Below are 24,971 nucleotides of genomic sequence, written 5' to 3' on the forward strand. Positions count from 1 at the left end.
ATAAGATGAAACAAATACATTCAATCGAAGAATTTAATAGCATTTTAGAAGAAAAGAGCCCGGCATTTCTACTGAAGCACAGCACCACCTGCCCTGTAAGCCAGGCGGCTTATGAAGAGTATGAAAGCTTCACGTCTTCTAACAGCAGCGTTCCTGCCTATTTTTTAACTGTACAGGATGCCCGCCCTGTCTCCAATCATGTGGCTGAGGAATATCATATTAAGCATGAATCCCCTCAGGCGATTCTTTTCTTGAACAAAGATGTTGTATGGCATGCATCACACTGGAAAATAACGGAAGATTCACTGGCGAAGGCTGTAAGTGAAAACAGCTGACACCAAAAGGCCGTTCCGGTAAAGGGACGGCCTTTTTAATTTATTTTACTTTAATGTGCTCAGGCCAGTGGATATGAAGGGTGTCCCCAGCATTTACCGGTTCATGGAAGGAGCATTTCCTTCCATTCCTCATTAGTTCAAAGCTGCCGGCTGCATGAGCGGGCGGCTTTACTTCAACATAGGTGAAAAGATCCTGGAAAATAAAAGGTTCTTCAGGGAGGTTCCTGATCTGGATTGAATCCCCGCTCCTGATTATACTCTCAGCTTTCAGCTTCACATCTTCGCGCCAAACCTCGGCTGCATCCCTTGTCAGGGTAATGCGCTCGCCGTTAAAGAATACAGGCAATGTCCGCGTAAGTGTCAGCTGCTTCTTTTCAGCCAGCTCGGCCACTGTTGCCTGGTGTTTTCCCGCGGCTTCAATCACATCCCCATCTTCACAGCCGCTTGAAGGTTTGGCATCAATCCCATTTCGGGTCAGCCTTCCAGAAAGAGAGGGAATGTATGTTTCTTTTCCGTTAATCCTCAGATGGAAGGGCTTTATGCTTTTTAATAAGTCCCCCAGGTTAAGAGTCTTTAAGACCGATTCAATGCTGTCAGCACTTCTGCACTCAATTTTATCGCGGTCCTCCACAGAATCTTCCGAAGACGCTGCTATACCGTTTTTGGAAATGATTGCTTTGACACTATAGTCCTTCCCATTGACGATCACATTTTTATCCGGAATGGTATCGACCAGGTCCTTAATTTTAAGAAAAGATGCTCTTCCGTCAGCGCCCCTGGCAACTGTCAGCATATCTCCATCCTTGACTCCGTCATCCAAAGAACAGGCAGAGCCATTTTGCAGCAGAACAGGCGGATTGCCGTGCTCTCCAGGTATCGTGATGCTTAGGCCATTCAAGGATATAATCTTGGCCATGCCGGGCTTTCCATAAAGCTTGCTCATTTTGATCCCGGCAGCAAGGAGGCAGTCGCCCACAGTCAATTTTTTCACTTCAAAAAGGCGGACAGGCAGATCATTTACATAAACGGTCCTGTATTGGACAGGAGACTGCAAGGCCGCTATCGCTATCCCAACCGGCGTAACAAGATCAGGGCCTTTTAATATATGGTCGGCGAAGGCCAGGGAAGCGACTGCATCAATCCCCCTGATGGCAACCCGGTTCTCCGGGAGTTCCAGGCGGGCTGCAACCATTTGGGGCAGGCGCGGCGTAAGGCTCCCGCCCCCCACAAGCATGACGGCCTTGGGAGATTTATGAGTATTGAGCTGCAGAATTTCATTACAAATCGAATCTGCAAGCTTTTCGATTGCCGGTTCAATTTGTGAAATAATATCTTCACTGTCCCAGTCTGTTTCAAAGCCGAGAATATCTGTCGTTTTAATCGTATTGTGATCAAGCAGTTTCCGTTTTGCTTCTTCAGCCAAAGGGAAATCGAGAAGAAGCTGATCGCTGAGTGACTCAGTGATCTCATCCCCTGCAACAGGGACCATACCATATGCAATAACGGTTCCGGAATCTGTAAGGGCAATATCAGAAGTACCCGCCCCAATGTCGACAAGCGCAACGTTCAGCCTCCTCATGGACGGCGGTATGAGGACATTGATGGCGGCAATAGGCTCGAGTGTAAGAGCCTGCATTTCAAGGCCGGCACGGTGGAGGGCAGAAATCAGCGACTCAACGACCACTCTGGGAAGGAATGTTGCAATAATATCGACTGAAGCTTCTTCTCCCTGCTGGTCAATGAGATTGCCAATTTCTTCACCATCCAGCCTGTAATGCAGCACAGAGTATCCGACACAATAATAATAATGGCTTTTATCCGACTTCTGCTCTTCCGCTACTTCTGCCTGCGCCTGCTGAACCGCGCTCAGCTCAAGATGGAGGATATCATCCTTCTGGATTATTGGCTTGCCGGTGATATTGACGGATGCCTGGGCCCTTTTAGTTTTGAGGGCCCTTCCGGCAGCTGCGACGCAGACCTTTTTTAAGGGGCCATGGGCTGCTTCAAGGTCTTCCTTAATCTCAGCGATGATTTTGGATACAGAGATGACGTCGTGGATCTGTCCATCAAGCATGGCTCGTTCTTTATGTTCTTTCGTGTGGATATCTATTACTTTGAACTGCCCGTCCTGTTCTTCCAGGATGATTCCGACCACTGAACGGGTGCCGATATCAAGGGCGAATATTTTATTTTTAAGCAAGGGATGCACCTTCTTTTACAGGATAGAGGAAACTTAAGCCTATCTCCATAGGTAAATTTCTTTAATGCTTAAAAGCGTTTAATTAATAAAGAAAAAATACGTGACATTGGCAGTTAATTCATATATAATAATCCCTAATTATAAAAAATGTATCATATTTTAACAGGCCGATAAAGAAGAACCGTTGCGGATGCTAATTTAGGGCGCAATACTTCGGTTCAGCCAAAGAGAAGGGACGGGACATGATGAGCAATAAAGAATTAGATCAGCTGCGCGAACGAGTAGAGGAAATCAATCTTCAGCTGTTATCATTGATCAGCGAGAGGGCAAGCCTTGTTCAGGAAATTGGAAGGGTTAAGGAAACTCAGGGTGTTAACCGCTATGATCCTGTCCGTGAAAGAAAAATGCTGGATTCCATTAAAGAACATAACGAGGGGCCGTTTGAAAACTCAACGATCGAGCACCTGTTCAAGGAAATCTTTAAGGCAGGGCTTGAACTGCAGAAAGATGACCACCGCAAAGCGCTCCTTGTTTCCCGGAAGAAAAAGCCGGAAAATACCATTGTCGATTTAAGAGGCGAAAAAATCGGCGACGGCAACCCGCATTTTGTCTTTGGTCCATGTGCTGTCGAGTCCTATGAACAAGTGGCTACAGTTGCGGCAGCAGTAAAGGCCAAGGGCATGAAGCTTCTCCGCGGCGGTGCCTATAAGCCTAGAACCTCTCCTTATGATTTCCAGGGGCTGGGACTTGAAGGCCTGAAAATCCTGAAGAGAGTCGCAGATGAATATGACCTTGCTGTTATCAGTGAAATAGTCAATCCTGCTGATATTGAAACAGCTTCAGAATACCTGGATGTCATTCAGATCGGTGCAAGGAATATGCAGAACTTTGAGCTCCTGAAAGCAGCGGGTGCAGCCAATAAACCGGTATTGCTTAAGAGGGGCCTTGCGGCTACCATTGAAGAATTCATCAATGCCGCTGAATATATCATGGCTCAGGGCAATGGGCAGATTATCCTCTGCGAGAGGGGCATCCGCACATACGAACGTGCAACACGCAATACGCTTGATATTTCTGCCGTTCCAATCTTGAAGCAGGAAACGCATCTTCCTGTTATGGTCGATGTCACCCACTCTACCGGAAGAAGGGATTTGCTTCTTCCAACTGCCAAAGCAGCACTGGCAATCGGTGCAGACGGCGTCATGGCCGAAGTCCACCCTGATCCTGCTGTGGCTCTCTCGGATTCAGCACAGCAGATGGACCTGAATCAGTTTGACGATTTCATGGCACAGCTTAAGGCTTCTTCCTTTGTAAAAGTATAAGGCAGAGCATACAGGGATATTCCTTTGCCGGCTATATAAAAAGGGCTCTTCTGATTTTTTCAGGAGAGCCCTTTTCTTTGATGGGAAGGTCATTTGCATAAAATATAAAGAGGTTTTGGCATTTACGGAGTTATGTCTTTGAATAAATCGCCGCTTTTTTGTAAAATAAAAGGGCTTTACATTGCGGCAAACGCCTGTCTGTCGTATGATTAAAGACATAATTAGACAAGTTTAGTTATTCACAAACAGGAAAATTGCGTTACTGTTTGGGATATCAGGACAACATAAGTAATGAACTTAAAAAATGCATGGCCAAATCAATTTATATTTTTCTTTTTATTAGGCTGTGTTAGTGTACCTTGTTGATTTCGGGCTCATGCGTGCGAAACTTTGTTTCACACGATTTCAGCACAGTTGAAATGATCCTAAAATTTAACAGCAATGTTTAACAAAGCCTTTTATTAATAAAGCTGATTGGCAAAGGATACTGGCTAAGACAGTGTGGTAAAAGAGGAATGTTCAAGTGAAAAAGGAGTGTTTTAAATGAATGTAACAATCTATGATGTTGCCCGTGAAGCAAATGTTTCAATGGCAACGGTTTCCCGTGTAGTAAACGGAAACCCGAACGTAAAACCTGCAACAAGGAAAAAAGTGCTTGAGGTCATCGAGAGGCTTGGATACCGTCCAAATGCCGTTGCCAGGGGACTTGCCAGCAAGAAAACGACCACTGTAGGCGTCATCATCCCGGATATTTCCAGCACCTTCTTTGCAGAGCTGGCAAGGGGCATCGAGGATATTGCAACGATGTATAAGTACAATATTATCCTGAGCAATTCTGACCAGAATAAAGATAAAGAGCTTCACCTGCTGAATACTATGCTGGGCAAGCAAGTGGACGGGATCGTATTCATGGGCGGAAATATTACAGCTGAACATGTGGATGAGTTCGAAAAATCCCCAGTACCGATCGTTCTGGCCGGTTCCATTGAGGAATCAGAGAAAATTCCTTCTGTTAATATCAATTACGAGCAGGCCGCTTATGATGCGGTACAGACTTTCATTGAAAAAGGCCATAAGGAGATCGGCATTGCCATCGGGCCGCTGCATGAACCGATCAATGAAGCGAAAAAGCTTGCCGGCTACAAAAGGGCACTCAGTGAAGCAGGCATTGAATATAGGGAAGAGCTGGTTGCAGAAGGAGATTATACGTATGATTCCGGAATCGAAGCGTTTGAAAAGCTGATGGAGGCATCTGTAAAGCCGACAGCCATCTTTGCCGGGTCTGATGAAATGGCCCTGGGTGTTGTCCATGGTGCAGAGGACAAAGGCTTTTCTGTACCTAACGACGTTGAAGTCATCAGCTCAGACAACACACGCCTTGCTTTGATGGTAAGGCCGCAGCTTACGAGCGTCGTCCAGCCGCTTTATGATATCGGGGCGGTTGCCATGCGCCTCCTGACCAAATATATGAACAAAGAGAAAGTAACGGAAAACATTGTCGTCCTGCCTCACCGGATTGAATATCGAGACTCAACAAAATAATAATAATGCCGATATAAAAAGAGAGCGGGCAGAATCCTTCATGCCAGGATCAGGGGATTCTGCTCTCAGGTGTTATTGGATTATAAGCTAACCAGGGAGAGGAATTATGAGAAAGCTCGATACTCTTACACCGATTGGCTTGTTTATCGGTTTTGCAATGCTGGTTTTTGGAATTATGACAAACGGGGGCTTCAGCGGCTTCCTGTCTTTTGTGGATCCCGCTTCTATGCTGATTGTCCTTGGCGGACTGATTTCCGGCCTGCTGGTCAGCTTTCCATTGAGGGACATCAAGCATTCCTTTACAGTGGTCCGCCAATCTTTTTCAAATGATGAAAAGAATTTGGCCGAGATCATCGATGTATTTGTCAAGCTATCGGACAAGGCCCGCCGGGAAGGACTGCTGTCCCTTGAAACCGAGATAGAACAGATGGAAGATCCTTTTATCAGGAAGGGTGTCCTGCTGGCTGTCGACGGGCTGGAGCCGGATGTGATCAATGATATTATGAATGCCGAGATTGCGGCCATGGAGGAAAGGCACCGGAAGGGCAGGAGCATCCTTGAAAAAGCAGGAGAATATGCTCCTGCCTGGGGGATGATCGGGACTCTCATCGGGCTTGTACTGATGCTGAAGAATCTGAATGATCCTGCAAGCCTTGGGCCGAACATGGCAATTGCCCTCCTCACGACCTTATATGGTTCGCTGTTGGCCAATCTTGTTTTTTTGCCGATGGCAGCCAAGCTTCTGCTGAAAACTGAGAAGGAAGTATTTCTGAAGCAAATTGTCATTGAAGGCGTTCTCGGTGTACAGGCAGGGCAGAACCCGAGGCTGCTGGAAGAAAAGCTGGGCGCTTTCCTTTCTGCCCAGGAAAGAAAAGAGAAGTATGAGGCTCAAGCATCAGCGGAGGGCCTAGAATATGGCGATTAACAGACGACCGAGAACAGAGCCGAAGGGTGCGCCAAAGTGGATGGTGACATTTTCTGATCTTGTCACTCTTATCCTCGTATTCTTCATTTTGTTATTTTCTATGTCGCAGATTGATATTGTCAAATTCAAGGCCGTTTCTGAATCGTTCCAGGACAAGCAGTTCATGGATTTTTATCCTTCAATCATTCCATTTGAAAATCCTTCGGAAAATGACAAGAATGTTGTGAACCAGGGGCCGGATTCGGACAGGCAGGAAGAGGAGAGACTGGAGAACCTTCTGCAGGAAGTGGAAGGCTATCTTGAAAAGAACGGCCTTGAGGATGTTATTGTGGCCAACCGGACAGAGCGCGGTGTGGTGCTGGTCCTACAAGAGCAGGTACTGTTTGAATCAGGTGAAGCTGAAATCATCGACAGGAACAGCGGGTTTCTGGATAAGGTGGGGTCACTGCTTGCCGGTATGCCGAACCTAGTCAAGGTAGAGGGGCACACGGACAACAGGCCGATTGCCACCTACCGATATCCGTCAAATTGGGAGCTTTCTGCCGCGCGGGCAAGTAGTGTCATCAGGTATCTGGCAGGCACAGGCCTTGACAGCAAACGCTTTATTGCTGTTGGCTACGGAGACACCCGGCCGCTCGTCCCGAATGATTCGGCGGAAAATCTTGAAAAGAACCGGCGGGTTGAAGTTATCATTTCAGATCCCCGCTATGAGGAAAATACAGATTCATAGGAATAGGAAAAAGGCTGTATCTCTTTCTTGAGAAACAGCCTTTTTTCTATTCCATTTGTTATTTCTTGTCCAGAAAGTTCTTTCCAAACTCCGAGAGCAGCCATGGCCAGGGCAAGGATTCTAAATTGAACTCAAATTTGCCATCATCATTCCCGCCTATTGGCGTAAGCTGCTGGTGAAGAACTGTGTTTCCTTCCTGGGCAGCAAGGCTGGCATTCCTGCCAAAGCAATTCGCTATAACTTCATCGCCGCCGATAATCCGGATTTCATAGAAAAGTACACCAGCAAGATTTGTATACATGACCGCCAGCTTCTCAGATTCCAGCTTATGCGGGAACATCACCGCATTATTCTTCCCAATCAGGACGGGAAGCTTTGCCGGTTTTGAATAGGACGACCAGTTCCATACTTCCACAGTCACTTCCTGCCCGCTTTGCCCTGTATTGGCCAGATTGATAACCGCAGCCACTGTCCCTGGCTCTTTGCGCAGGACACCTGTGGAGAGAGTCCTCATTTTCCCCAATTTGCATATCTCCTTTCATAGAAAGCATCGCAGCATATTGTATGCAAACTGAAAGGATGAGCTTGGACAAAGGGCATGGCTTGCAGGATTTTTTGCCGGAAAGACTAGAGGGATTCAGAATGTGTCTTATTCCGGATAGGATACAGAGCCTTGGCTGCTGTATTGGCATTTTTCTCGGTTATTTCAGGTTTTCGCGGGATGGGCGGATACAGATTGTCAGGATCATCCCACTCTTCCGGCAGCTCTACCGGAGCCTGATCTTTCCATGTCTTAATCCATCCCTCCGGCAATCTCCCATAGCAATTGGAGTTTCCCGTCATCTCCATCCAGATCAGGGCCCAGGCCCTTGGCACAACCCGCCAGATATCATAGCCGCCTCCGCCGACGGCAATCCATCTTCCATCACAATATTGGTGGGCTATTTCATGGGCCAGCTTAGGAATTTCACGATAGATTTTCATGGTCGCAGATAAATGTGTAAGCGGATCCAAATAATGAGAATCGGCGCCATTCTGTGTCACAATGACGTCAGGGCGGAAAAAGTCGGCGATCTCTCTTACTGAATCGCGGTAAGCCTGAAGCCATGATTCATCTTCCGTAAAAGCGTCCACCGGGATATTAAAAGAATAGCCATACCCTTTCCCCTGCCCTCTTTCATTGACATTGCCGGTCCCTGGAAAAAGATAGCGGCCTGTTTCATGGATAGACAGGGTGCACACATCAGGATCATCATAAAACGCCCATTGAACACCGTCACCGTGGTGTGCATCAGTGTCGATATACAGGACACGGGCTTTATATTTTTCCTGAAGATATTTTATGGCAACAGAGCTGTCATTATAAATGCAGAATCCCGAAGCTTTGCCGCGGAAACCGTGGTGAAGGCCTCCGCCGAGATGGAGGGCATGCTGCGCTTTGCCCTCCATTACATAATCTGCCGCAGTCAGGCTTCCCCCGACAAGCAGGGAGCTTGCTTCATGCATATCAGCAAATATCGGAGTATCCTCTGTACCAATTCCATAGCTTTCGGCCATTTCTGCCGGAAGCTTGCCCTGGCCTGCCAGCTTCACCGCCTGTACATAATTGGGATCATGGATAAGGCATATTTCCTCATCGGAAGCAGGTCTGGGCGGAATGATGCTGCCGGCATCAATTGCTCCGGCCTGCTGAAGAAGATCAAGTGTAAGTTTTAATCTCAGCTGGTTAAAAGGATGCTGGGGATTGAACTTATAGTTCAGCAGCTCCTCTGAAAAAATAAAAATGCTGTCGCGGGTCATGGCAGCATCCCCTGGCCATTCGGCCACAGCACATGATGCCCGGCCTTTTTCAGGTCTGATATCAAGGTTTGCGGATTCATGGTCCTGACCCGGAGCACAATGATTTTAAATTGTTCATCCTGCTTGTCAGGGTAGACGAGGACACTTTGGATATTGACCTTGCGATCTTTGAAAACCTCTGTCAGGTCTGACAGAACGCCGGCCCTGTTCGGAACCCTCACTTCTATTTGGGAACCTGGCTGGTTGGCGCCTGTCAGCTCCACCAGGGTATAAAGCAGATCCGTTTCCGTTACAATACCGACCAGTGTCCCTTCCTTCACGATTGGGACGCAGCCAATATTATGTTCATATAGCACTGCTGCAATTTCCTCCGCAAAATCAAGCGGATGGCCGGTGATGATATCTGTTTTCATGATTGCCTTCAGCGGCTTGCCCAGCTCGCTCCTGTCGGCATCCAGCTGGAAAATGGAAGGAGCCGCATCGCGGATATCCCTGTCAGAAATGATGCCGACTAACCGGCGCTCCGAATCTATGATCGGAAGATGGCGGATTTTCCTGTCATTCATAAGCCTGAGGGCTTCTGCAATAGAATGGTCAGGAGAGAGTGCGGCAACATCGACTTTCATTATGTCTTCTACAATCATGGAGATTTTCCCCCTTAACTAGAGAAATAGAAAAGGCTAGTACATAAATCGGTTCATAAAGCGGAGCTGGTCAAATCTCTGGATGGATTCAGGGTCCACCCTTTTGCCGATCCTTGCCATCAGGCAGTTGGCCGGATGGGAACTGATTTCAGGATCATCCGTGGCATACCATTCGAGCCCGCCTGCATTCATCATTTTTTCCATTACCTTGCGATATTCCCACACATTCAATCCTGTCCCTTTAAGGTCCCAATGCCAGTAATATTCTGTCGTTATGATAATATAATTTTCCATATAATCATCCATCATGGATACCTGCAAAAGGCTTTTTCCTGTGCCTGCACCCCTGAACTTCGGGATCACCTCAATGGCTCCCAGCTCTATCAGGTTTTTCATATTGCCTTCCGACCATCTTTCGAGGGGATCGGGGTACAGATAGGTCACATAGCCGACAATCGTCATCCCGTCCCGGGCGATGATGATCCTGCCTTCCGGAAGGGACGCGATTTCAATCAGGGCCTTATGCTGCTGCTGCGGAGGGCGGAATGCGACCAGGTCCTCGTGAAACTCATACTGTGCCAATTTTTCTGACGGGACGGGACCCTCGATGATCAGGCTCCCTTTAACTGTCTTCAATTCTTTCGCATTATAAGTCATTGTATGTTCCATCGATTCACCACCAAAAAATCATTGCATTTCAGTTGTACTCCTATTATACATAAAAAACAGCGGTAAAAGCGCTTCCAAACTATTTTATCAATAAATTGCAAATATTTAATCTTGAAGTTTCGTATATTTCCTGTATGACAAAAGTATTAAATCGGCTAACCGCAATCGCTTGCAATATTTTAAAAATTGAGAAAAGAAATGTTTTGTACTATAATAATGACAAACATTGTAAAAGGGGGAGCATGCAAATGAAAGTGGAAGCGCTGCCAGCAGTCCAGGGGAATTTCAATCTGGCAAACTATGACGAACTGTACAGTCAATTTGACTGGAAGGAAGCGGAAAAAGAGTTTTCGTGGAGCGAGACCGGGAAAGTCAATATGGCTTATGAAGCCATAGACCGACATGCAGAATCTTTCCGGAAAAACAAAGTGGCATTATATTACCGGGACGGCCAAAGAAAAGAGAAGTATACCTTCAAGGAAATGAAGGATCTTTCCAACAAGGCCGGCAATGTTTTAAAAAATTATGGTGATGTCGAGAAAGGGGATCGCGTCTTTATTTTCATGCCGCGTTCGCCTGAATTGTATTTCTCTGTCCTTGGAGCCATTAAGCTCGGGGCTATTGTAGGGCCTTTATTCGAAGCGTTCATGGAAGGAGCAGTCCGCGACCGCCTTGAAGACTCGGGGGCGAAAGTTCTGGTCACAACGCCAGAGCTGCTTGGCCGGGTGCCGGTGGATGAGCTTCCAGATTTGAAGACTGTATTCCTGGTTGGGGATGGAATAGAAGAAGATGGCCCGTTTATCGACTTTAATAAAAGATTCGCCGAGGCCGGCACAAAGCTGGGGATAGAGTGGGTGGAACGCACAGATGGGCTGATCCTTCATTATACCTCCGGCTCCACAGGGAAGCCAAAAGGAGTCCTGCATGTACATAACGCTATGATCCAGCATTACCAGACAGCCAAATGGGTGCTGGATCTGCAGGAAGAGGATGTCTACTGGTGTACGGCTGATCCTGGATGGGTGACAGGGACTTCCTATGGAATCTTTGCTCCATGGCTTTCTGGTGCGTCGAATGTTATTGTCGGCGGGCGATTCAATCCTGAAACATGGTATAAAATGATCGAGGAATATGGAGTGACGGTCTGGTACAGTGCGCCAACAGCCTTCCGTATGCTGATGGGTGCAGGAGACGAAGTGGTGAAGAACTTCGACCTGGGCAGCCTGCGCCATATTTTAAGTGTCGGGGAGCCTCTGAATCCTGAAGTTGTCAGATGGGGAATGAAGGTCTTCCATCTGAGGATCCATGATACATGGTGGATGACTGAAACCGGTGCACAGCTGATCTGTAATTATCCTTGCATGGAGATCAAGCCGGGATCCATGGGCAAGCCGATACCAGGCGTAGAAGCCGCCATTGTGGATGATCAGGGAAATATCCTTCCGCCTCACAGGATGGGGAATCTGGCCATCAAAAAAGGCTGGCCGTCCATGATGCAGACGATCTGGAATAACGAACCGAAATATCAATCCTATTTCATGCCTGGAGACTGGTATGTTTCCGGTGACTCAGCTTATATGGATGAAGACGGCTATTTCTGGTTCCAGGGTCGAATTGATGATGTCATCATGACCTCCGGAGAGCGGGTAGGGCCATTCGAAGTAGAGAGCAAGCTTGTTGAACACCCGGCTGTCGCTGAAGCTGGGGTCATTGGCAAACCGGACCCTGTCCGCGGGGAAATCATCAAGGCTTTCATTGCACTGAGAGATGGCTATGAAGCGTCTGACGAATTGATTGAAGATATCCGCCAGTTTGTCAAAAAAGGCCTGGCCGCTCATGCAGCGCCGCGCGAAATCGAATTCCGCGACAAGCTTCCAAAAACACGGAGCGGAAAAATCATGCGCCGGGTCCTTAAAGCATGGGAACTGGATCTGCCTACAGGCGATTTATCGACAATGGAAGATTAACACAAAGGGAGAAGCCATATTGGCTTCTCCCTTTGTTATATTATTCACTGCCGCTTTCATCCTGACCTCCATCATCTGGGTTTGGTTCATTTTCAGCAGGCTTTTCTTCATCCGGTTTGTCTTCCGGCTTTTCCTCTGGTTTATTTCCAGGAGGATCGGACGGCTTCGTTTCCTTCGGCTTATCCGTCACCGGCGGAGCGGCCTGGCCGATCTGAATCGTGTTTGATGCACCTGATTCCCTGCCGGCAATATCGACTGCCGTGACATAATAGGAACCATTGCCGCCGCTGAATGAAAGGCCAGAGCCAGCTCTCACGCTGCCGACTTTGGCTCCGCCGCTGTAGACCCTGTAGCCGATCACATCTGATTCAGGATGCTGCCCCCATACAATGGAGCTTCCTGAAGCTTTGATTGATGGAGCGGAAGGTGTTTTGCCGTTATCCTCGATTTTATCCTGGGGAACGAGAACTTTAGACCATCTGTCCTTCTGCGGGATCAGCTGGCCAGGATCCACATTCACGCCAAATAGCTTTTCAATATAATCAGGGTTAAGGATAAGCCCTGATTCAGCAAATTCGGCTGGCGTTGAATCAAGCGCCAGATATTTTCTGTCGCCAATGCGGACGAATTTACCATTCACAAGGCTGTCATCCGTTTTGGTCGGTACATACTTGCTGTTAAACAGGTCTGTCTCCACCAGGCCGGCCTGTGAGCAGGCTTCGGATGGAAGAAGGCCGGATACACCGCAGAAGGATCTTCTGACAATCCCTCCTGGCATCTTGATGCTTTCGCTCGGATCAACGAGATCCGGGGCTACATCGTAGGCTGCATTCATCAGATCTGCCCAAAGATAAATATTCCGCATGCTGTAGCTCATGCCGCCTGTTTTTAATGACTTGGGCGTGTCATATCCTGTCCAGATGCCGAAAGAAACATTCGGGTTTGTCGCTACAAACCATGCATCATGGAACATATTGCCTGTACCGGTTTTCCCGGCCCAGTCAGAACTGAATTTCAGTCTGTTTTTCAAAGAAGTGGCTGTACCGCTGTTAATGACATCCCGCATCATATCATAAGTAAGATATGCCGTCTGCGGGCTGAAGACCTCAACAGGCTCAGGTTTATGCTGGTAAACGATATTCCCGTCTCTGTCAGTGATTTTATCAATTATATAGGCATCAACGAATTTGCCGCTGTTGGCAAAAGTCCCGAATGCATTAGTGTTCTCTTCAACGGTCACACCGTTTTCAAGAGATCCGATAGCAGTGGACAGGTTCGTATAATCCGGTTCAATCAGCGAGGTAAAGCCCATTTTTTTCAGGTATTCTGCCGGCCTTTGGTCGACAATATCCTTGTATAGCTTGACGGCAGGTACGTTATAAGATTTCGCAAGAGCATATCTTGCCGTTACAAGTCCGGTATAGCGCAAATCATAGTTATTTGGCCATGGCCTATTCAAGCCAGGTGCAAGCATCAGCGGCACATCTGGAAGTATGGTGCCCGGAGATGCTTTTCCAAGCTCAAAGGCAGGTGCGTAAACCAGGAGCGGCTTCATGGTAGAGCCGTTCTGCCTGACCGCATGTGTGGCGTGATTCAGCTTTTCTTTCTTATAGTCACGGCCGCCCACAAAGCTGATGATCTTTCCGGTAGAATTCTCGATGAGGACAGCACCGACCTCGACCGGTTCCATGATGCTTACCTCTTCTCCGGTATCTGGATCAGTCATCTTCTGGGCTTTATCAGGACCGTAATGCTGATACTGATTTTTTACCTGCTGCATTCTATCGTAGATTTCCTTATTGATGGTTGAATGGATCTTGTAGCCGTTTTGGCGCAGATTCTTATCAGCCAGAGCGAGGTATCGCTGCTTGGTTTCTTCGTCACTGTTGTACTGCTCCATTGCGCCGTCTTTTTCAGCCAGCACCTTGGACATGACTTCGGCTGCACGCTCCTCAATTTCAAATGTGACCCAAGGATATTTTTCTACCGCACTTGAGCCTGCAGGAACGAAATCTTTGGTAATATCATAAGCAAGAGCTTCCTGATATTCTTTATCGGAAATCTTTCCGTCGTCATACATCCGTTTCAGAACGGTCTTCATTCTTGACAATCCAGGTTCCAGATCCTCTTTGACGGTCCCTTTGTTTGTAAAAGGGGTATATCCGAAAGGGCTCTGCGGAAGACCGGCGATAAAAGCGGACTGGGCAATATTCAGGTCTTTGGCAGGAACCCCGAAGATTCCCTTTGCTGCTGCCTGTACGCCGCCGATATTCCGGCCGGATGAATTGCGCCCGAATGTTGACACATTCAGGTAGGCTTCAAGGATTTCTTTTTTATCAAAGAATTTTTCGAGCCGGAGCGCGAGCAGGATTTCTTTTGCCTTCCTCTCGAATGACACTTCATTTGTCAGAATCTGATTCTTGATCAGCTGCTGTGTCAGGGTGCTTCCGCCGCTTTGTACAGCGCTGTTTGATACTTCCTGGTAGAGTGCGCGCAGAATTGCTTTTGGCACAACACCATCATGCTCATAAAAATATTCATCCTCTGTCGCAATGACTGCGTCCTTCAGATATTCTGATACATCCTCAAGCTTTACTTCCTCCCGCTCAAGGTCTGTGCGGAGCTTTCCGAGGTAGACATTATCGGCAAAATAAAGCTCTGATGTTTCTTCATAATTGTATATATCTTTCTTCATGCTCTCATAGGAACGGATCGGCTCATCCTTCACCAGGGAGGCAAAATACCCGGCACCCACTCCTCCTGCAAAAGCTCCTCCGAGAACAACGAGTATAATGAACAGAAGAGTTAAATTCCACACGACTTGATAGGTAATAGAAGCGCCTTTTACTGTCTTTTTATTTGTAAAAAGGCTTAGCCAGGACCTGAATTTATTGTTCAAATTATGTTTTTCCCCCTTCATTTTATAAACCCCCAAAACCACATACATTATAGCACAAACCCAGGCGCCATTTGACAAGCACTGACATTTTTCTGAAATTTCCTTTTTTATCAGGCGGCAGATTTGTAAGTTTTTTAATATGGAGGAAGGCTGCTTAAAAGGAGGTCGCAAATATATGGGAAATTCGCAAATATATGGTGAGACTCGCAAATATATCAGAAATGTCGCAAATATATTGAAAAACCCGCAAATATAGTTGAAAACTCGCAAATATCTGCAGTTCAGGGTGCCCTGGTTAGGGGGTTAGCCCCTCGAGTCATAAGCCAATCAGGCCAGAAGGTTAAAGAACAACCTTTCGTCCTGATCGTCTTATGCTTGGGGCCCGCAGGAAGCGGGTCATGCAGACGTTGCCACAGGACGTGGCGTTTTTAGTCTGCGTTCCTTAATTGAACAAGGCTTTTCCGCATTTCGATTTGACACACCCCCTTTCTTTATGGTAAAACTTTTGTATTATCTTATGTATTTGAATAGCTGCTTTGATGGGAATGAGTAGTGCTTCTGTCTCTGTTTCAGAAAGCCGGCGGGTGCTGTGAGCCGGTGCATGCAGAAGGATGAATTACCTCCCGGAGCTTCTGTTGTGAATCTGCTTATGCAGTAGTAGCAATGGACGGTTGAACCGTTATCAGGAAAAGAGCGGAGGACAGCTGTGTCCTCAATTTGGGTGGTACCGCGCTGTCAAGCGTCCCTGCATATTTGCAGGGGCGCTTTTTTGTTTTTTTCCGACGGAGGCTGCCGGCGTTTAAAGAAATGAATGGAGGAAGAATGATGAGTTTGCTTGAGGATTTAAAATGGAGAGGCATTGTTTACCAGCAGACAGATGAAGAGGGAACAGAGGAGCTGCTGAAAAAAGAGAAGATTTCGCTATACTGCGGGATTGACCCGACGGCTGACAGCATGCATATCGGCCATCTGCTGCCGTTTTTAACATTGCGCCGTTTTCAGAATGAAGGCCACAGGCCGATTGTGCTTGTCGGCGGTGCCACAGGACTTATCGGAGATCCAAGCGGAAAGAGCGAGGAGCGCAAACTGCAGACGCTGGAAGCCATCCAGCATAATGTCAGCAGCATCCAGCAGCAGCTGAAGAAAATCTTCAGCTTCGAGGGTGAGAACGGTGCCCTTATGGTCAACAACTATGACTGGGCAGGCTCCATGGACATTGTTACATTCCTGAGGGATTATGGAAAGCATGTCGGTGTCAATTATATGCTCGCAAAGGATACTATCGCTTCACGTCTTGATACGGGTATTTCTTTTACGGAGTTTACTTATACCATCCTGCAGGCAATGGATTTCCTTCATCTTTATGAGAAGCATAACTGCAAAATGCAGATCGGCGGAAGTGACCAGTGGGGCAATATCACGACAGGGCTTGAGCTCATCCGCAAGATGATGCCTGAAGGTGCCAAAGGCTATGGTGTTACGATTCCGCTTGTAACAAAGGCAGATGGCACTAAATTCGGCAAAACGGAAAGCGGGGCAATCTGGCTCGATCCTGAAAAGACTTCTCCATATGAGTTCTATCAGTTCTGGATCAATACCGCTGATGCCGATGTCATCAAATACCTGAAGTACTTCACTTTCCTTCCAAAGGAAGAAATAGAGGCGCTTGAGAATTCGCTTGCTGAGGAAGCTCATCTCCGCAAAGCGCAAAAGGCGCTTGCTGAAGAGATGACAAAGCTGATCCATGGTGAAGCAGCGCTTGAACAGGCAATCAAAATCTCTGCCGCACTGTTCAGCGGCGATGTCAAAAACCTTACAGCATCAGAAATCACCCAAGGTTTCAAGGATGTGCCATCCTATGAGCCGACAGGCGAAGAGAATGGCATCGTCGATTTGCTGACGGCTGCCAAGATTTCTCCATCCAAGCGCCAGGCCCGGGAAGATGTATCAAACGGCGCCGTCTATGTAAATGGGGAAAGAATTACAGCAACAGATTATGAACTTACAGAAAAAGACCGCATTGAAGGCCAGTTCACAATCATCCGCCGAGGCAAAAAGAAATATTTCCTTATCAGATATTAAACCGCAGAAAGGTCCGCTTCCAGCAGGAGGCGGACCTTTCTGTTTAGATAGCAAAAAGAAAACACCAGCCAAAAGGTAGGTGCTTTCTTGTGCTTTTCCCGATTAACGAGAGTAGAATTCAACGATAAGAGCTTCGTTGATTTCAGCAGGAAGTTCAGAACGCTCAGGAAGACGAGTGAATGAACCTTCCAGTTTGTCAGCATCGAAAGTCAAGAAGTCAGGAACGAAGTTGTTTACTTCGATTGCTTCTTTAACGATGTCAAGACCGCGTGACTTTTCACGCAATGTGATCGTTTGACCAGGCTGAACGCGGTATGAAGGAATATCAACGCGTCCTCCGTCAACGATGATGTGGCCGTGGTTTACAAGCTGACGAGCTTGACGGCGAGTACGAGCTAAACCTAAACGGTAAACAACGTTGTCAAGACGTGATTCTAGAAGAACCATGAAGTTTTCACCGTGCTTACCAGCCATTTTGCCGGCCTTGTCGAATAGGTTGCGGAATTGACGCTCAGTAACTCCGTACATGTGGCGAAGTTTCTGTTTTTCCTGTAATTGTAAACCGTACTCAGAAATTTTTCTGCGCTGGTTTGGACCATGTTGTCCTGGAGCGTAAGGACGCTTTTCTAATTCTTTACCAGTTCCGCTTAGAGAAATTCCAAGACGGCGGGATAGTTTCCAGCTTGGACCTGTATAACGAGCCATGAATGACTCCTCCTTGTGTTTTTATTTTGTTGTAAAATAAAAACAGATGCGTACGATCATTAAGCTCATTTTGTTTTCATGTACCTTCGCCCTAGCAGCAGCGGGTTACACAGTACCCCTTCGAATAAAAGGCTAAAACGCCATGCTTACCGGCATCTTGGGCTCAAACCCGTGCTTTCCGCCTCAAAAGAGATGGGAAGCGGTGCCTTATTTGAGGAACAAAATGATCACCTAAAGTGTCACATTTGCTGCGATATTTTACACAAAGGATATTATATAATTTTTATAAAGTTTATGTCAAGGCATGTTTTGCTTTTCCTGGAATAAGTGCTCCTGCCTCATCCTTTTTATTATCTCATTATGCAGGCATAGAGGGCAATTTACTGGAAAATATTTTTATCATATCATAACGGGGAGAATTTTCCTGTGGTATAATAGTCTTAATTAATTCTAGTAAAAGTGTTGATGAAATTGAGAGAAACGAAGAAGGAAAAAAACGTCCGCCTTTTTCTGGCTTTGGCATTTGCTGTCGTGGCCCTTGCTGCCATGTACTTCCAGTATTTTAAGCCAGTGAGCGGGACAGGGAGCCCGCTTGCCCTGGTCATAAAGGAGGGCACTGCCGAAGGCGACCCCCTCGTTGTTTTATATGATGAAAAAAAAGAGGACCATGTGCTGGCCCTTTATGAGGTAGAAAAAGACAATGATTTTAAGTTTCGCCTGATCAAATCTGCACCCCTGGAGAATGCCCCTGAGCAATTGGCGGTTGATCGTGACGGTGCCGGGTTCTGGGCTGAGTTGGATGGAGACTGGGTTTATCTGGATCGGGACCTGGAAGTGCAGGACCGTGAACCGGGCCTTCGGGGCACCATCACATCGGATGGCGAGCCTTTTGAAGTAAGGAAGACTTCAAATCATACCGTTCTTGAAACGGAGGGCCAATATGAAGTAGCCTTCAATGAAGCAGGCAGGCCGGAGAGCATCCATGCCCTCACAGCCGATCATTCTTCATGGCTTATCCTGCTTGATGGAGGATTGAGGATTGCCTCCGGCAGGACGCTGTAAAACGGCATTTATATGAGAATGCCTATATGAACTGGGTAAATAGGGTGATGAATATGGAAATGCTCAAAAGCCAGAAAATATTATGCCTGAAAAGCCGCTTTTTTGACCTGATTGATACAGATGACGGATTTATTCAGTCTGATTCTTTAATTGTGCAAATGCTTGAAGCGGTCAAAGAGTCTGCTGAAGCCTCCGAAGCCTGCTATCGGGATCCCGGAGGCACCGTCAGGAGTACAGATTCCTCAGCTGGGAGATATGGGCAGGATGGACATCCGTCAGGGAAAGCGGGCCTCAGGGGTTCCGCGTGCTGCCAGGTTCCGCTTTCTGCCAGGTCAATGGATCTGGGAATCCTTGAGCTGAACGGGCTGCCGGAACCCTTGACTGAAGAAAGCCTTAGGGAGCTCGGCGCTGCCTGTGCCGCCTTCATTATGAAGGCCAGGGAACTCGGGGGGATCTCAGCCAGGGAAAAGCGCTACAAGCAGCTTTTTCGCGTTACAGAGCAGTTTCATTCCTCAATGGATATGGATGCTGTTCTCGGAGAGATCATTAAAACCCTTCAGGAAGTATATCCTGACTTTACCTATTATCTAATGCTGTCCCATGACAATAACAGCCATGGGGATCTCCCTTTAAAAGATCTTAAATATGACAGTCAGAATATTGCGGCCATGCAGGCATATGTCACAGGCGCCATTCAGTTTGAGGATTCGATTTCGGAGAAGAGGTCTGTCCTTTATGCCCCTCTAAAAGGAAAGCAGGGTGTATATGGCGTGCTCCAGGTCATTGCGCCGAATGCACTGGTCTTTCCTGAAAGCGAAGTCGAATTCATTTCCATCCTCGCCAATACGGCAGGCGGTGCACTTGAGAACGCCCAGCTGTATCACCAGTCGAAGAGGCTGATTGCCGACCTCCAGCTAATAAATGAGACTTCGCACCAGCTTAATTCCAATCTTCGGCTGACGGAAACAATGACCTATATGGCTGAACAGATCATCAAGTCATTTGATGCGGAAGAGGCAGGCTTTGTCCTTTTATCTGAAGAATCCGAACAGGTCAGCATTCTAAAAGGAAGCACTTCTTTCTTCCGGACAAGGGAATCCGGCATCTATATAAAATATATTAAAGAAAAGATCAGGCAGGATAAGGATAGCCTGTTCATTGGCGAGCTTGACCTCCAGAACGATGCCCTGGCCGAGCAGTTCAAATCAGTCATGGCGGTCCCGATGTCCCAGTCTGGTGTCTTGAAAGGATTTGCCCTTATCCTGCACCGCGATCCTTATCATTTTTCATTTGAGACATTTAAGCTTCTTCAGTCCCTGATTCACCATTCCACTTTGGCCCTTACAAACTCAATGCTGAGAGAGGAGCTTGAAAAGATGGTCGTCACAGACCACCTGACCAGGCTTTATTCCCGGAATTATCTGGATGAAAGGATACATCAGTCCTTAAGCGAGGATGCTGAGGGTGCTTTTATCCTGGTTGATATAGATAATTTCAAATCTGTCAATGATACATACGGCCATCAGGTCGGTGATGAAGTCATTGTCCAGGTGGCCGGGATTATTGTGAACAGCATCCGCAGCACTGATGTTGCCGCCAGATGGGGGGGGGAAGAGCTTGCCGTTTATCTGCCTTCTATTTCCCTGGAAACGGGCGTTGCAATTGCAGAACGGATTGTCAGGAAGGTCTCTGAGAGTACGAATCCCGTTGTTACCATTTCCTGCGGGGTGTCCCACTGGAATGTGGAAAGGGAGGATTCATATTCGCGCCTGTTCAAGCGGGCTGATAAAGCTTTGTATACAGCAAAAGAATCCGGAAAAAACCAGGTTGTGGTCCAGGGATTCAGCATTCTTTAAAGACAGGCCAGCCAAGCCTGTCTTTTTTCCTTTTCTTTCAGCACTCAAATTGCTTTGCAAAATCTGAAAAATAACATATCCTGTAAATATAGAATATTGTAAACGCTTTCAATCAAGGGGGATACACAATGGAGAAAAAGAATATGCGGTTCGAGACAAAAGTGATTCATGAAGGATATGATGCCCGTGAGTTTAAAGGGAGTCTGGCACCCCCGATTTTTCAAACCTCCACGTTTGTGTTCGATCATGCAGAACAGGGAGAACGGAGGTTTTCTGGAGAGGAAGAAGGATATATCTATTCACGGCTCGGCAATCCGACTGTTTCTGTCCTTGAAGAAAGGATGGCTGCCCTCGAGCAGGCTGAGGCTGCATTGGCCTTCAGTTCGGGGATGGCTGCCGTCTCAGCGGTGCTGGTTGCCCTGACAAAGGCAGGGGATCATATATTATGCTCACAGGGAGTGTATGGGTGTACCTTTGGCCTTCTTCAGCTGATGAAAAAGAAATACAATATCAATCATGATTTTTCTTTGATGGAATCAAAGGAGCAGCTGCTGGGGGCAATCAGGCCGGAGACTGCCTGTCTTTATATTGAAACGCCAATCAATCCGACTATGAAACTCGTTGATCTGGAAATGGCCGTGGAGGCTGCCAGGGAAAAGGGAATCCCGGTTATAGTGGATAATACCTTCTGCTCGCCGTATCTGCAAAATCCGCTGTCATTGGGCTGCGACATTGTTATCCACAGTGCAACTAAATATATATGCGGGCATGGAGATGTGATTGCCGGCATTGCTGCGGGCAGGAAAGAGCTGATGGATGAAATCTCCTTTACAACCCAAAAGGATATCGGTGGTGTTATTTCCCCATTTGATGCCTGGCTTCTTTTGAGGGGGCTGAAGACTTTGCCGGTCAGGATGGATCGCCATACCAGCAACGCGGAAAAGCTGGCCGCATATTTAAAGGGACATCCAAAAGTAACGGACGTTTATTATCCTGGCGATCCGCAGCATAAAGATTATCCTGTCATGCAAAAGCAAATGAGGAGCGGAGGCGGGATCCTTTCTTTTTCAATTACTGGCACGAAGGAGACGGCCCAAAAGTTCATGAACCAGCTTCAATTCATAAAAATTGCTGTAAGCCTGGGAGATGCAGAAACCCTTATCCAGCATCCTGCCACCATGACACACTCGGTGATCCCGCCGAAAACGAGGGAGGAAATGGGGATAACGGACACTATGCTCAGGCTGTCTGCCGGCCTTGAAGCATGGGAAGATATCCGGGATGACTTGGAGCAGGCCTTTTCTTCAATAGAATAAGAATGGAGCTTTACAGAGCAGCGGCAAAAATAATTGAATGCCCCCGACCTTCTGCCGGAAGAATATAAAAAGAAAGATTGTGACCAAAAAGGAGGATATATCATGGATATGACGGTAACATGGACTGGAAACATGGCGTTTGCGGGGGCTGCACCTTCAGGCCATAAAATTGTGATGGATGCATCCGGGGAAGCCGGGGGAGAGAATGCCGGGGCAAGGCCGACAGAGCTGCTGTTGGGCGCGGCGGCAGGCTGCACGGGAATTGATATTGTGTCCATCCTGAAAAAGATGCGGCTTGAGCCAGTTTCCTTCCATATGGACATTAAAGGGATAAGGGCTGAAGAGCATCCGAAAAGGTTCACCGATATCCACATCCACTATGCGTTAGAAGGGGAGCTTCCGGAAGAAAAAGTGGTCAGGGCCATCAAGCTTTCAAAGGATAAATACTGCTCTGTCTCAAAGTCTTTAAATGCAGATATCACGGTAAGCTACTCTATTAACGGATCTGCCGGCGGACAGAAGCTGTAAAAATAGCAGAAAAAAAAGCCTGATTCCAAAAGGAACAGGCTTTTTTGCTGCTGTTTTATAGATGTTTGACAAGTGTATCAACAAAGTCTTCGAGGCCCTGCTGGTCGATTTCGTCAAAGCGGTTCTTTTCAGGAGAATCAATATCAAGGACACCGAATACTTCTCCATCCTTTATGATGGGAACTACAATTTCTGATTGGGATGCTGCATCACAGGCGATATGCCCAGGGAATGCATGGACATCCTCAATGCGCAATGTCTCGCGCTTCTGGGCAGAAGTGCCGCAGACGCCTTTTCCAAGCGGGATCCTTACACAGGCCGGGAGTCCCTGGAAAGGACCGAGTACCAGTTCCCCGCCCTCCATGGTATAGAAGCCGGCCCAGTTAATGCGATCAAGAAATTGGTTCAGAAGTGCTGCTGCATTGCTCAGATTTGCAATGCGGTTTGGTTCGCCCTCCAAAAGAGCATGGAGCTGTTTATTTAATAATGCGTAATTTTTTTTGCGGTCTTCGCTGTATGTTTCGACTTTAAACAACGTGTTTCCCTCCACTATTCCGAGAATTATTATTCATTCTATCAAATCCGGGTGAAAAAGAGGAGACTTTGTCGATATTTTTTAAAAGGACAACCGGAAAATAAAAAGAATGTTTAATTAAGAAAGGCAATTGCACAGATATGCGAGGTTGATCACTTTCTGCTGTCCAGTCCCTGTATATCCATCCATATTGCGTTGTGCCAATGGGAATTTAAGAAGCGAGGTAGGATGATGAAAAAAAATTCGAAAGATGCCATTGTTGCTGCAGCGATTTCCCTTTTTAATACAAACGGATTCACTGGTACATCCATACGTGATATAGCCGCGAAAGCTAAGGTGAATGCCGCCAATATCGCCTATTATTTTCACAATAAACATGGTCTGCTGGAACACTGTTTCACGGAATTCTTTGAGGGATATATTGCCGAAATAGAGAAGGGTTTTTCCTGCTTGCACCTGGGGGCAGCGGCTGCCCTGAAGATCATTTCAGAAAATATCCTGATGTATCATAGCCGGAATATTCATCTGACCAGGTTTATCCTGAGGGAAGTTTCGCTTGATTCCCAGGTGGTGAGGGAAATCATGTCGACATATTTGATGAAGGAAAAATATTATCTGAATAAAGTATTTGAAATCGGGATGAGAGCGAAGGAATTCCGCTCTCAGCACCCCAGTTATTTAATCATCCAGTTTAAAGGGCTGTTGTCGATGCCATTTTTAAATATGCAGTATGTGTCAGAGGTGCTTCACGTTTTTCCAAACGAAAGATATTTCGCAGATAAATACTTAATTGAAATCTATAATTGGATTGACGGAGCCGTCCTGGAACATGCTGCAAGGGAAGTCGTCATGGCCAATTAGCCTTCAAAGGGGAAACTGCTGAAGCCCTGACCCAGTTCTTTCGCCTGGTGTGCATCCGAACCATAGACGAGCTGAATGCCAAGGGACTTGGCCATCGAAGCTGCCCATTCCGGCGGATAAGGCTCCCGGCAGAGCGGTTTTGCGGTGCCGGCCCCATTGCAGTCCAGTGCGTATCCGTGGAGTTTCATCAACTGAAGGATATCTGAAATCTCCTGTTTGTCTTCAAAGCCGGCAGGATATTTTTTTTGGAATTTATGGATCAGTGAAATATGGCCGATCCTCTTTGGCTTATATGGACCCAGGTCAGCTGCTATCGACTTTCTGACCGTTTCGTAATATTTTCTATAAACAGCCTCTGTGGAGCCGTATCGGCTGATCATGGAACAGAAGACGTCCGGGCTGTAATCTGCACAGTCATATTGCCCATCATAATACAAAAAGTGGACCGAAAGAATGCTGTCATCCAGAAGATGCCCGACCTTCGAGAGGAAGCTGCCTGTTTCTTTTTCAAAACCCTCTATAAAATCCACTTCAAGCCCTGCGTTGATCTTGATTTTATTTTTGTAGAGAGCTTTTACACGGCTGATTTCCTCGAAGTAGGCTTCCAGATCATCTGTCTGCATGGCGCTGTCCCGTGCAGGGGCTGTGTCTGTGAACCCATCGGGGAGCGGGGCATGCTCAGTGAAGGTCAGTTCTGCAAAACCGAGCGAAAGGGCCCTGTCGATATACTCTTCAAAAGCATCCTTCGAACCATGGGGGCAAAAAGGTGTATGTATATGTCCATCCCTTAGCATAGGGCATCGCTCCATTCTGTCGAAATTTAAAAATGCGAATTATTTGTAATGCGGCAAAACGTATTGTTCAATTATAGGTGCCGGGCTAAAAGACGTCAGGTTCCAGTTTTCTGGAGGGAAAGCAAGTTCATGCTTCAATTGGGAGCACTGGATCAGTCAATTCTGAATCCCGGGTTTTGCACAAAAACGGCAAGCGGGT

21 protein-coding genes and 1 other annotated feature are annotated in these 24,971 nt (G+C 47.1%); of the genes, 12 read left to right on the plus strand and 9 right to left on the minus strand.

The genetic code is table 11. The features are described from left to right. Window positions 1-5: 5 nt before the first annotated feature. Window positions 6-335, plus strand: a complete 330-nt coding sequence (ytxJ, locus tag ABU165_RS00570) for a bacillithiol system redox-active protein YtxJ (RefSeq protein WP_009795368.1) — start codon at window positions 6-8, stop codon at window positions 333-335. A 40-nt stretch (window positions 336-375) separates the two neighbouring features. Here the strand turns inward: ytxJ and pilM are convergent, their stop codons facing one another. Then, window positions 376-2,535: a cell division protein FtsA gene (gene pilM, locus ABU165_RS00575; protein WP_094766881.1), complete on the minus strand. Its 2,160-nt coding sequence runs from the start codon at window positions 2,533-2,535 to the stop codon at window positions 376-378. A 245-nt stretch (window positions 2,536-2,780) separates the two neighbouring features. Here pilM and ABU165_RS00580 point away from each other — a divergent pair, with 245 nt between their 5' ends. The 4 genes from ABU165_RS00580 (at window position 2,781) to motS (ending at window position 7,054) form a co-directional block, all read left to right on the plus strand. After that, entirely contained in the window at window positions 2,781-3,857 is a 1,077-nt protein-coding gene (locus tag ABU165_RS00580) for a bifunctional 3-deoxy-7-phosphoheptulonate synthase/chorismate mutase (protein ID WP_035403260.1), read from the plus strand. A 543-nt stretch (window positions 3,858-4,400) separates the two neighbouring features. Beyond that, complete coding sequence (gene ccpA / locus ABU165_RS00585; RefSeq protein ID WP_009795364.1) at window positions 4,401-5,399, plus strand: catabolite control protein A; 999 nt, start codon at window positions 4,401-4,403, stop codon at window positions 5,397-5,399. A gap of 106 nt (window positions 5,400-5,505) precedes the next feature. Further along, window positions 5,506-6,324, plus strand: coding sequence for a flagellar motor protein MotP (motP, locus tag ABU165_RS00590; RefSeq protein WP_094766882.1), 819 nt, complete (start codon window positions 5,506-5,508; stop codon window positions 6,322-6,324). Further along, the gene (gene motS, locus ABU165_RS00595; RefSeq protein ID WP_148951077.1) at window positions 6,314-7,054 is read left to right on the plus strand and encodes a flagellar motor protein MotS; all 741 of its coding nucleotides are present in this window, start codon (window positions 6,314-6,316) and stop codon (window positions 7,052-7,054) included. The genes motP and motS overlap by 11 nt, the downstream gene beginning before the upstream one ends. A gap of 58 nt (window positions 7,055-7,112) precedes the next feature. On the opposite strand, the gene ABU165_RS00600 is transcribed toward motS, so the two are convergent. The 4 genes from ABU165_RS00600 to ABU165_RS00615 form a co-directional block, all read right to left on the minus strand. After that, window positions 7,113-7,577, minus strand: a complete 465-nt coding sequence (locus ABU165_RS00600) for a hypothetical protein (RefSeq protein WP_022544284.1) — start codon at window positions 7,575-7,577, stop codon at window positions 7,113-7,115. 104 nt (window positions 7,578-7,681) lie between these two features. After that, window positions 7,682-8,854 (minus strand): acetoin utilization protein AcuC, encoded by a 1,173-nt coding sequence (locus ABU165_RS00605; RefSeq protein ID WP_009795360.1) that lies wholly within the window; start codon window positions 8,852-8,854, stop codon window positions 7,682-7,684. Continuing rightward, window positions 8,851-9,498 (minus strand): acetoin utilization AcuB family protein, encoded by a 648-nt coding sequence (locus ABU165_RS00610; protein WP_009795359.1) that lies wholly within the window; start codon window positions 9,496-9,498, stop codon window positions 8,851-8,853. The genes ABU165_RS00605 and ABU165_RS00610 overlap by 4 nt, the downstream gene beginning before the upstream one ends. A 36-nt stretch (window positions 9,499-9,534) precedes the next feature. Then, window positions 9,535-10,167 carry a GNAT family N-acetyltransferase gene (locus ABU165_RS00615; RefSeq protein WP_094766884.1) on the minus strand — a complete coding sequence of 211 codons (633 nt, stop codon included), beginning with the start codon at window positions 10,165-10,167 and terminating at the stop codon, window positions 9,535-9,537. A gap of 248 nt (window positions 10,168-10,415) precedes the next feature. Here ABU165_RS00615 and acsA point away from each other — a divergent pair, with 248 nt between their 5' ends. Next, window positions 10,416-12,134 (plus strand): acetate--CoA ligase, encoded by a 1,719-nt coding sequence (gene acsA, locus ABU165_RS00620; RefSeq protein ID WP_009795357.1) that lies wholly within the window; start codon window positions 10,416-10,418, stop codon window positions 12,132-12,134. Window positions 12,135-12,174: 40 nt separating this feature from the next. Here acsA and ABU165_RS00625 read toward each other — a convergent pair whose 3' ends face one another. Beyond that, window positions 12,175-15,054 (minus strand): transglycosylase domain-containing protein, encoded by a 2,880-nt coding sequence (locus ABU165_RS00625; protein WP_318059608.1) that lies wholly within the window; start codon window positions 15,052-15,054, stop codon window positions 12,175-12,177. Between the two features lie 506 nt (window positions 15,055-15,560). Further along, window positions 15,561-15,783, plus strand: a binding site (T-box leader). 75 nt (window positions 15,784-15,858) lie between these two features. Here ABU165_RS00625 and tyrS point away from each other — a divergent pair. Further along, the gene (gene tyrS, locus ABU165_RS00630; RefSeq protein WP_101550537.1) at window positions 15,859-17,115 is read left to right on the plus strand and encodes a tyrosine--tRNA ligase; all 1,257 of its coding nucleotides are present in this window, start codon (window positions 15,859-15,861) and stop codon (window positions 17,113-17,115) included. A 102-nt stretch (window positions 17,116-17,217) separates the two neighbouring features. On the opposite strand, the gene rpsD is transcribed toward tyrS, so the two are convergent. Then, window positions 17,218-17,820, minus strand: coding sequence for a 30S ribosomal protein S4 (rpsD, locus tag ABU165_RS00635; RefSeq protein ID WP_009795353.1), 603 nt, complete (start codon window positions 17,818-17,820; stop codon window positions 17,218-17,220). Window positions 17,821-18,291: 471 nt separating this feature from the next. Here rpsD and ABU165_RS00640 point away from each other — a divergent pair, with 471 nt between their 5' ends. The 4 genes from ABU165_RS00640 (at window position 18,292) to ABU165_RS00655 (ending at window position 22,582) form a co-directional block, all read left to right on the plus strand. Continuing rightward, entirely contained in the window at window positions 18,292-18,882 is a 591-nt protein-coding gene (locus ABU165_RS00640) for a hypothetical protein (protein ID WP_101550535.1), read from the plus strand. A 53-nt stretch (window positions 18,883-18,935) separates the two neighbouring features. Beyond that, window positions 18,936-20,738, plus strand: coding sequence for a sensor domain-containing diguanylate cyclase (locus ABU165_RS00645; RefSeq protein WP_318059607.1), 1,803 nt, complete (start codon window positions 18,936-18,938; stop codon window positions 20,736-20,738). A 128-nt stretch (window positions 20,739-20,866) separates the two neighbouring features. Next, entirely contained in the window at window positions 20,867-22,054 is a 1,188-nt protein-coding gene (gene megL / locus ABU165_RS00650) for a methionine gamma-lyase (protein WP_009795350.1), read from the plus strand. 102 nt (window positions 22,055-22,156) lie between these two features. Further along, window positions 22,157-22,582, plus strand: a complete 426-nt coding sequence (locus ABU165_RS00655) for an OsmC family protein (RefSeq protein WP_022544280.1) — start codon at window positions 22,157-22,159, stop codon at window positions 22,580-22,582. Window positions 22,583-22,637: 55 nt separating this feature from the next. Here the strand turns inward: ABU165_RS00655 and ABU165_RS00660 are convergent, their stop codons facing one another. Continuing rightward, complete coding sequence (locus tag ABU165_RS00660; protein WP_009795348.1) at window positions 22,638-23,117, minus strand: GAF domain-containing protein; 480 nt, start codon at window positions 23,115-23,117, stop codon at window positions 22,638-22,640. 231 nt (window positions 23,118-23,348) lie between these two features. On the opposite strand from ABU165_RS00660, the gene refZ reads away from it, so the two are divergent. Beyond that, on the plus strand, window positions 23,349-23,978 hold the full coding sequence (refZ, locus tag ABU165_RS00665) for a forespore capture DNA-binding protein RefZ (protein ID WP_035403253.1): 630 nt from the start codon (window positions 23,349-23,351) through the stop codon (window positions 23,976-23,978). Here the strand turns inward: refZ and hisJ are convergent. Next, a complete protein-coding gene (gene hisJ / locus ABU165_RS00670) occupies window positions 23,975-24,772 on the minus strand; it encodes a histidinol-phosphatase HisJ (protein ID WP_318059606.1) in 798 nt (265 codons plus the stop codon). The genes refZ and hisJ overlap by 4 nt on opposite strands. Window positions 24,773-24,971: the final 199 nt, after the last annotated feature.

Origin of the sequence: Cytobacillus sp. T106 (genome assembly GCF_040492155.1) — a bacterium.
Taxonomy (GTDB): domain Bacteria; phylum Bacillota; class Bacilli; order Bacillales; family Cytobacillaceae; genus Bacillus_AB; species Bacillus_AB infantis.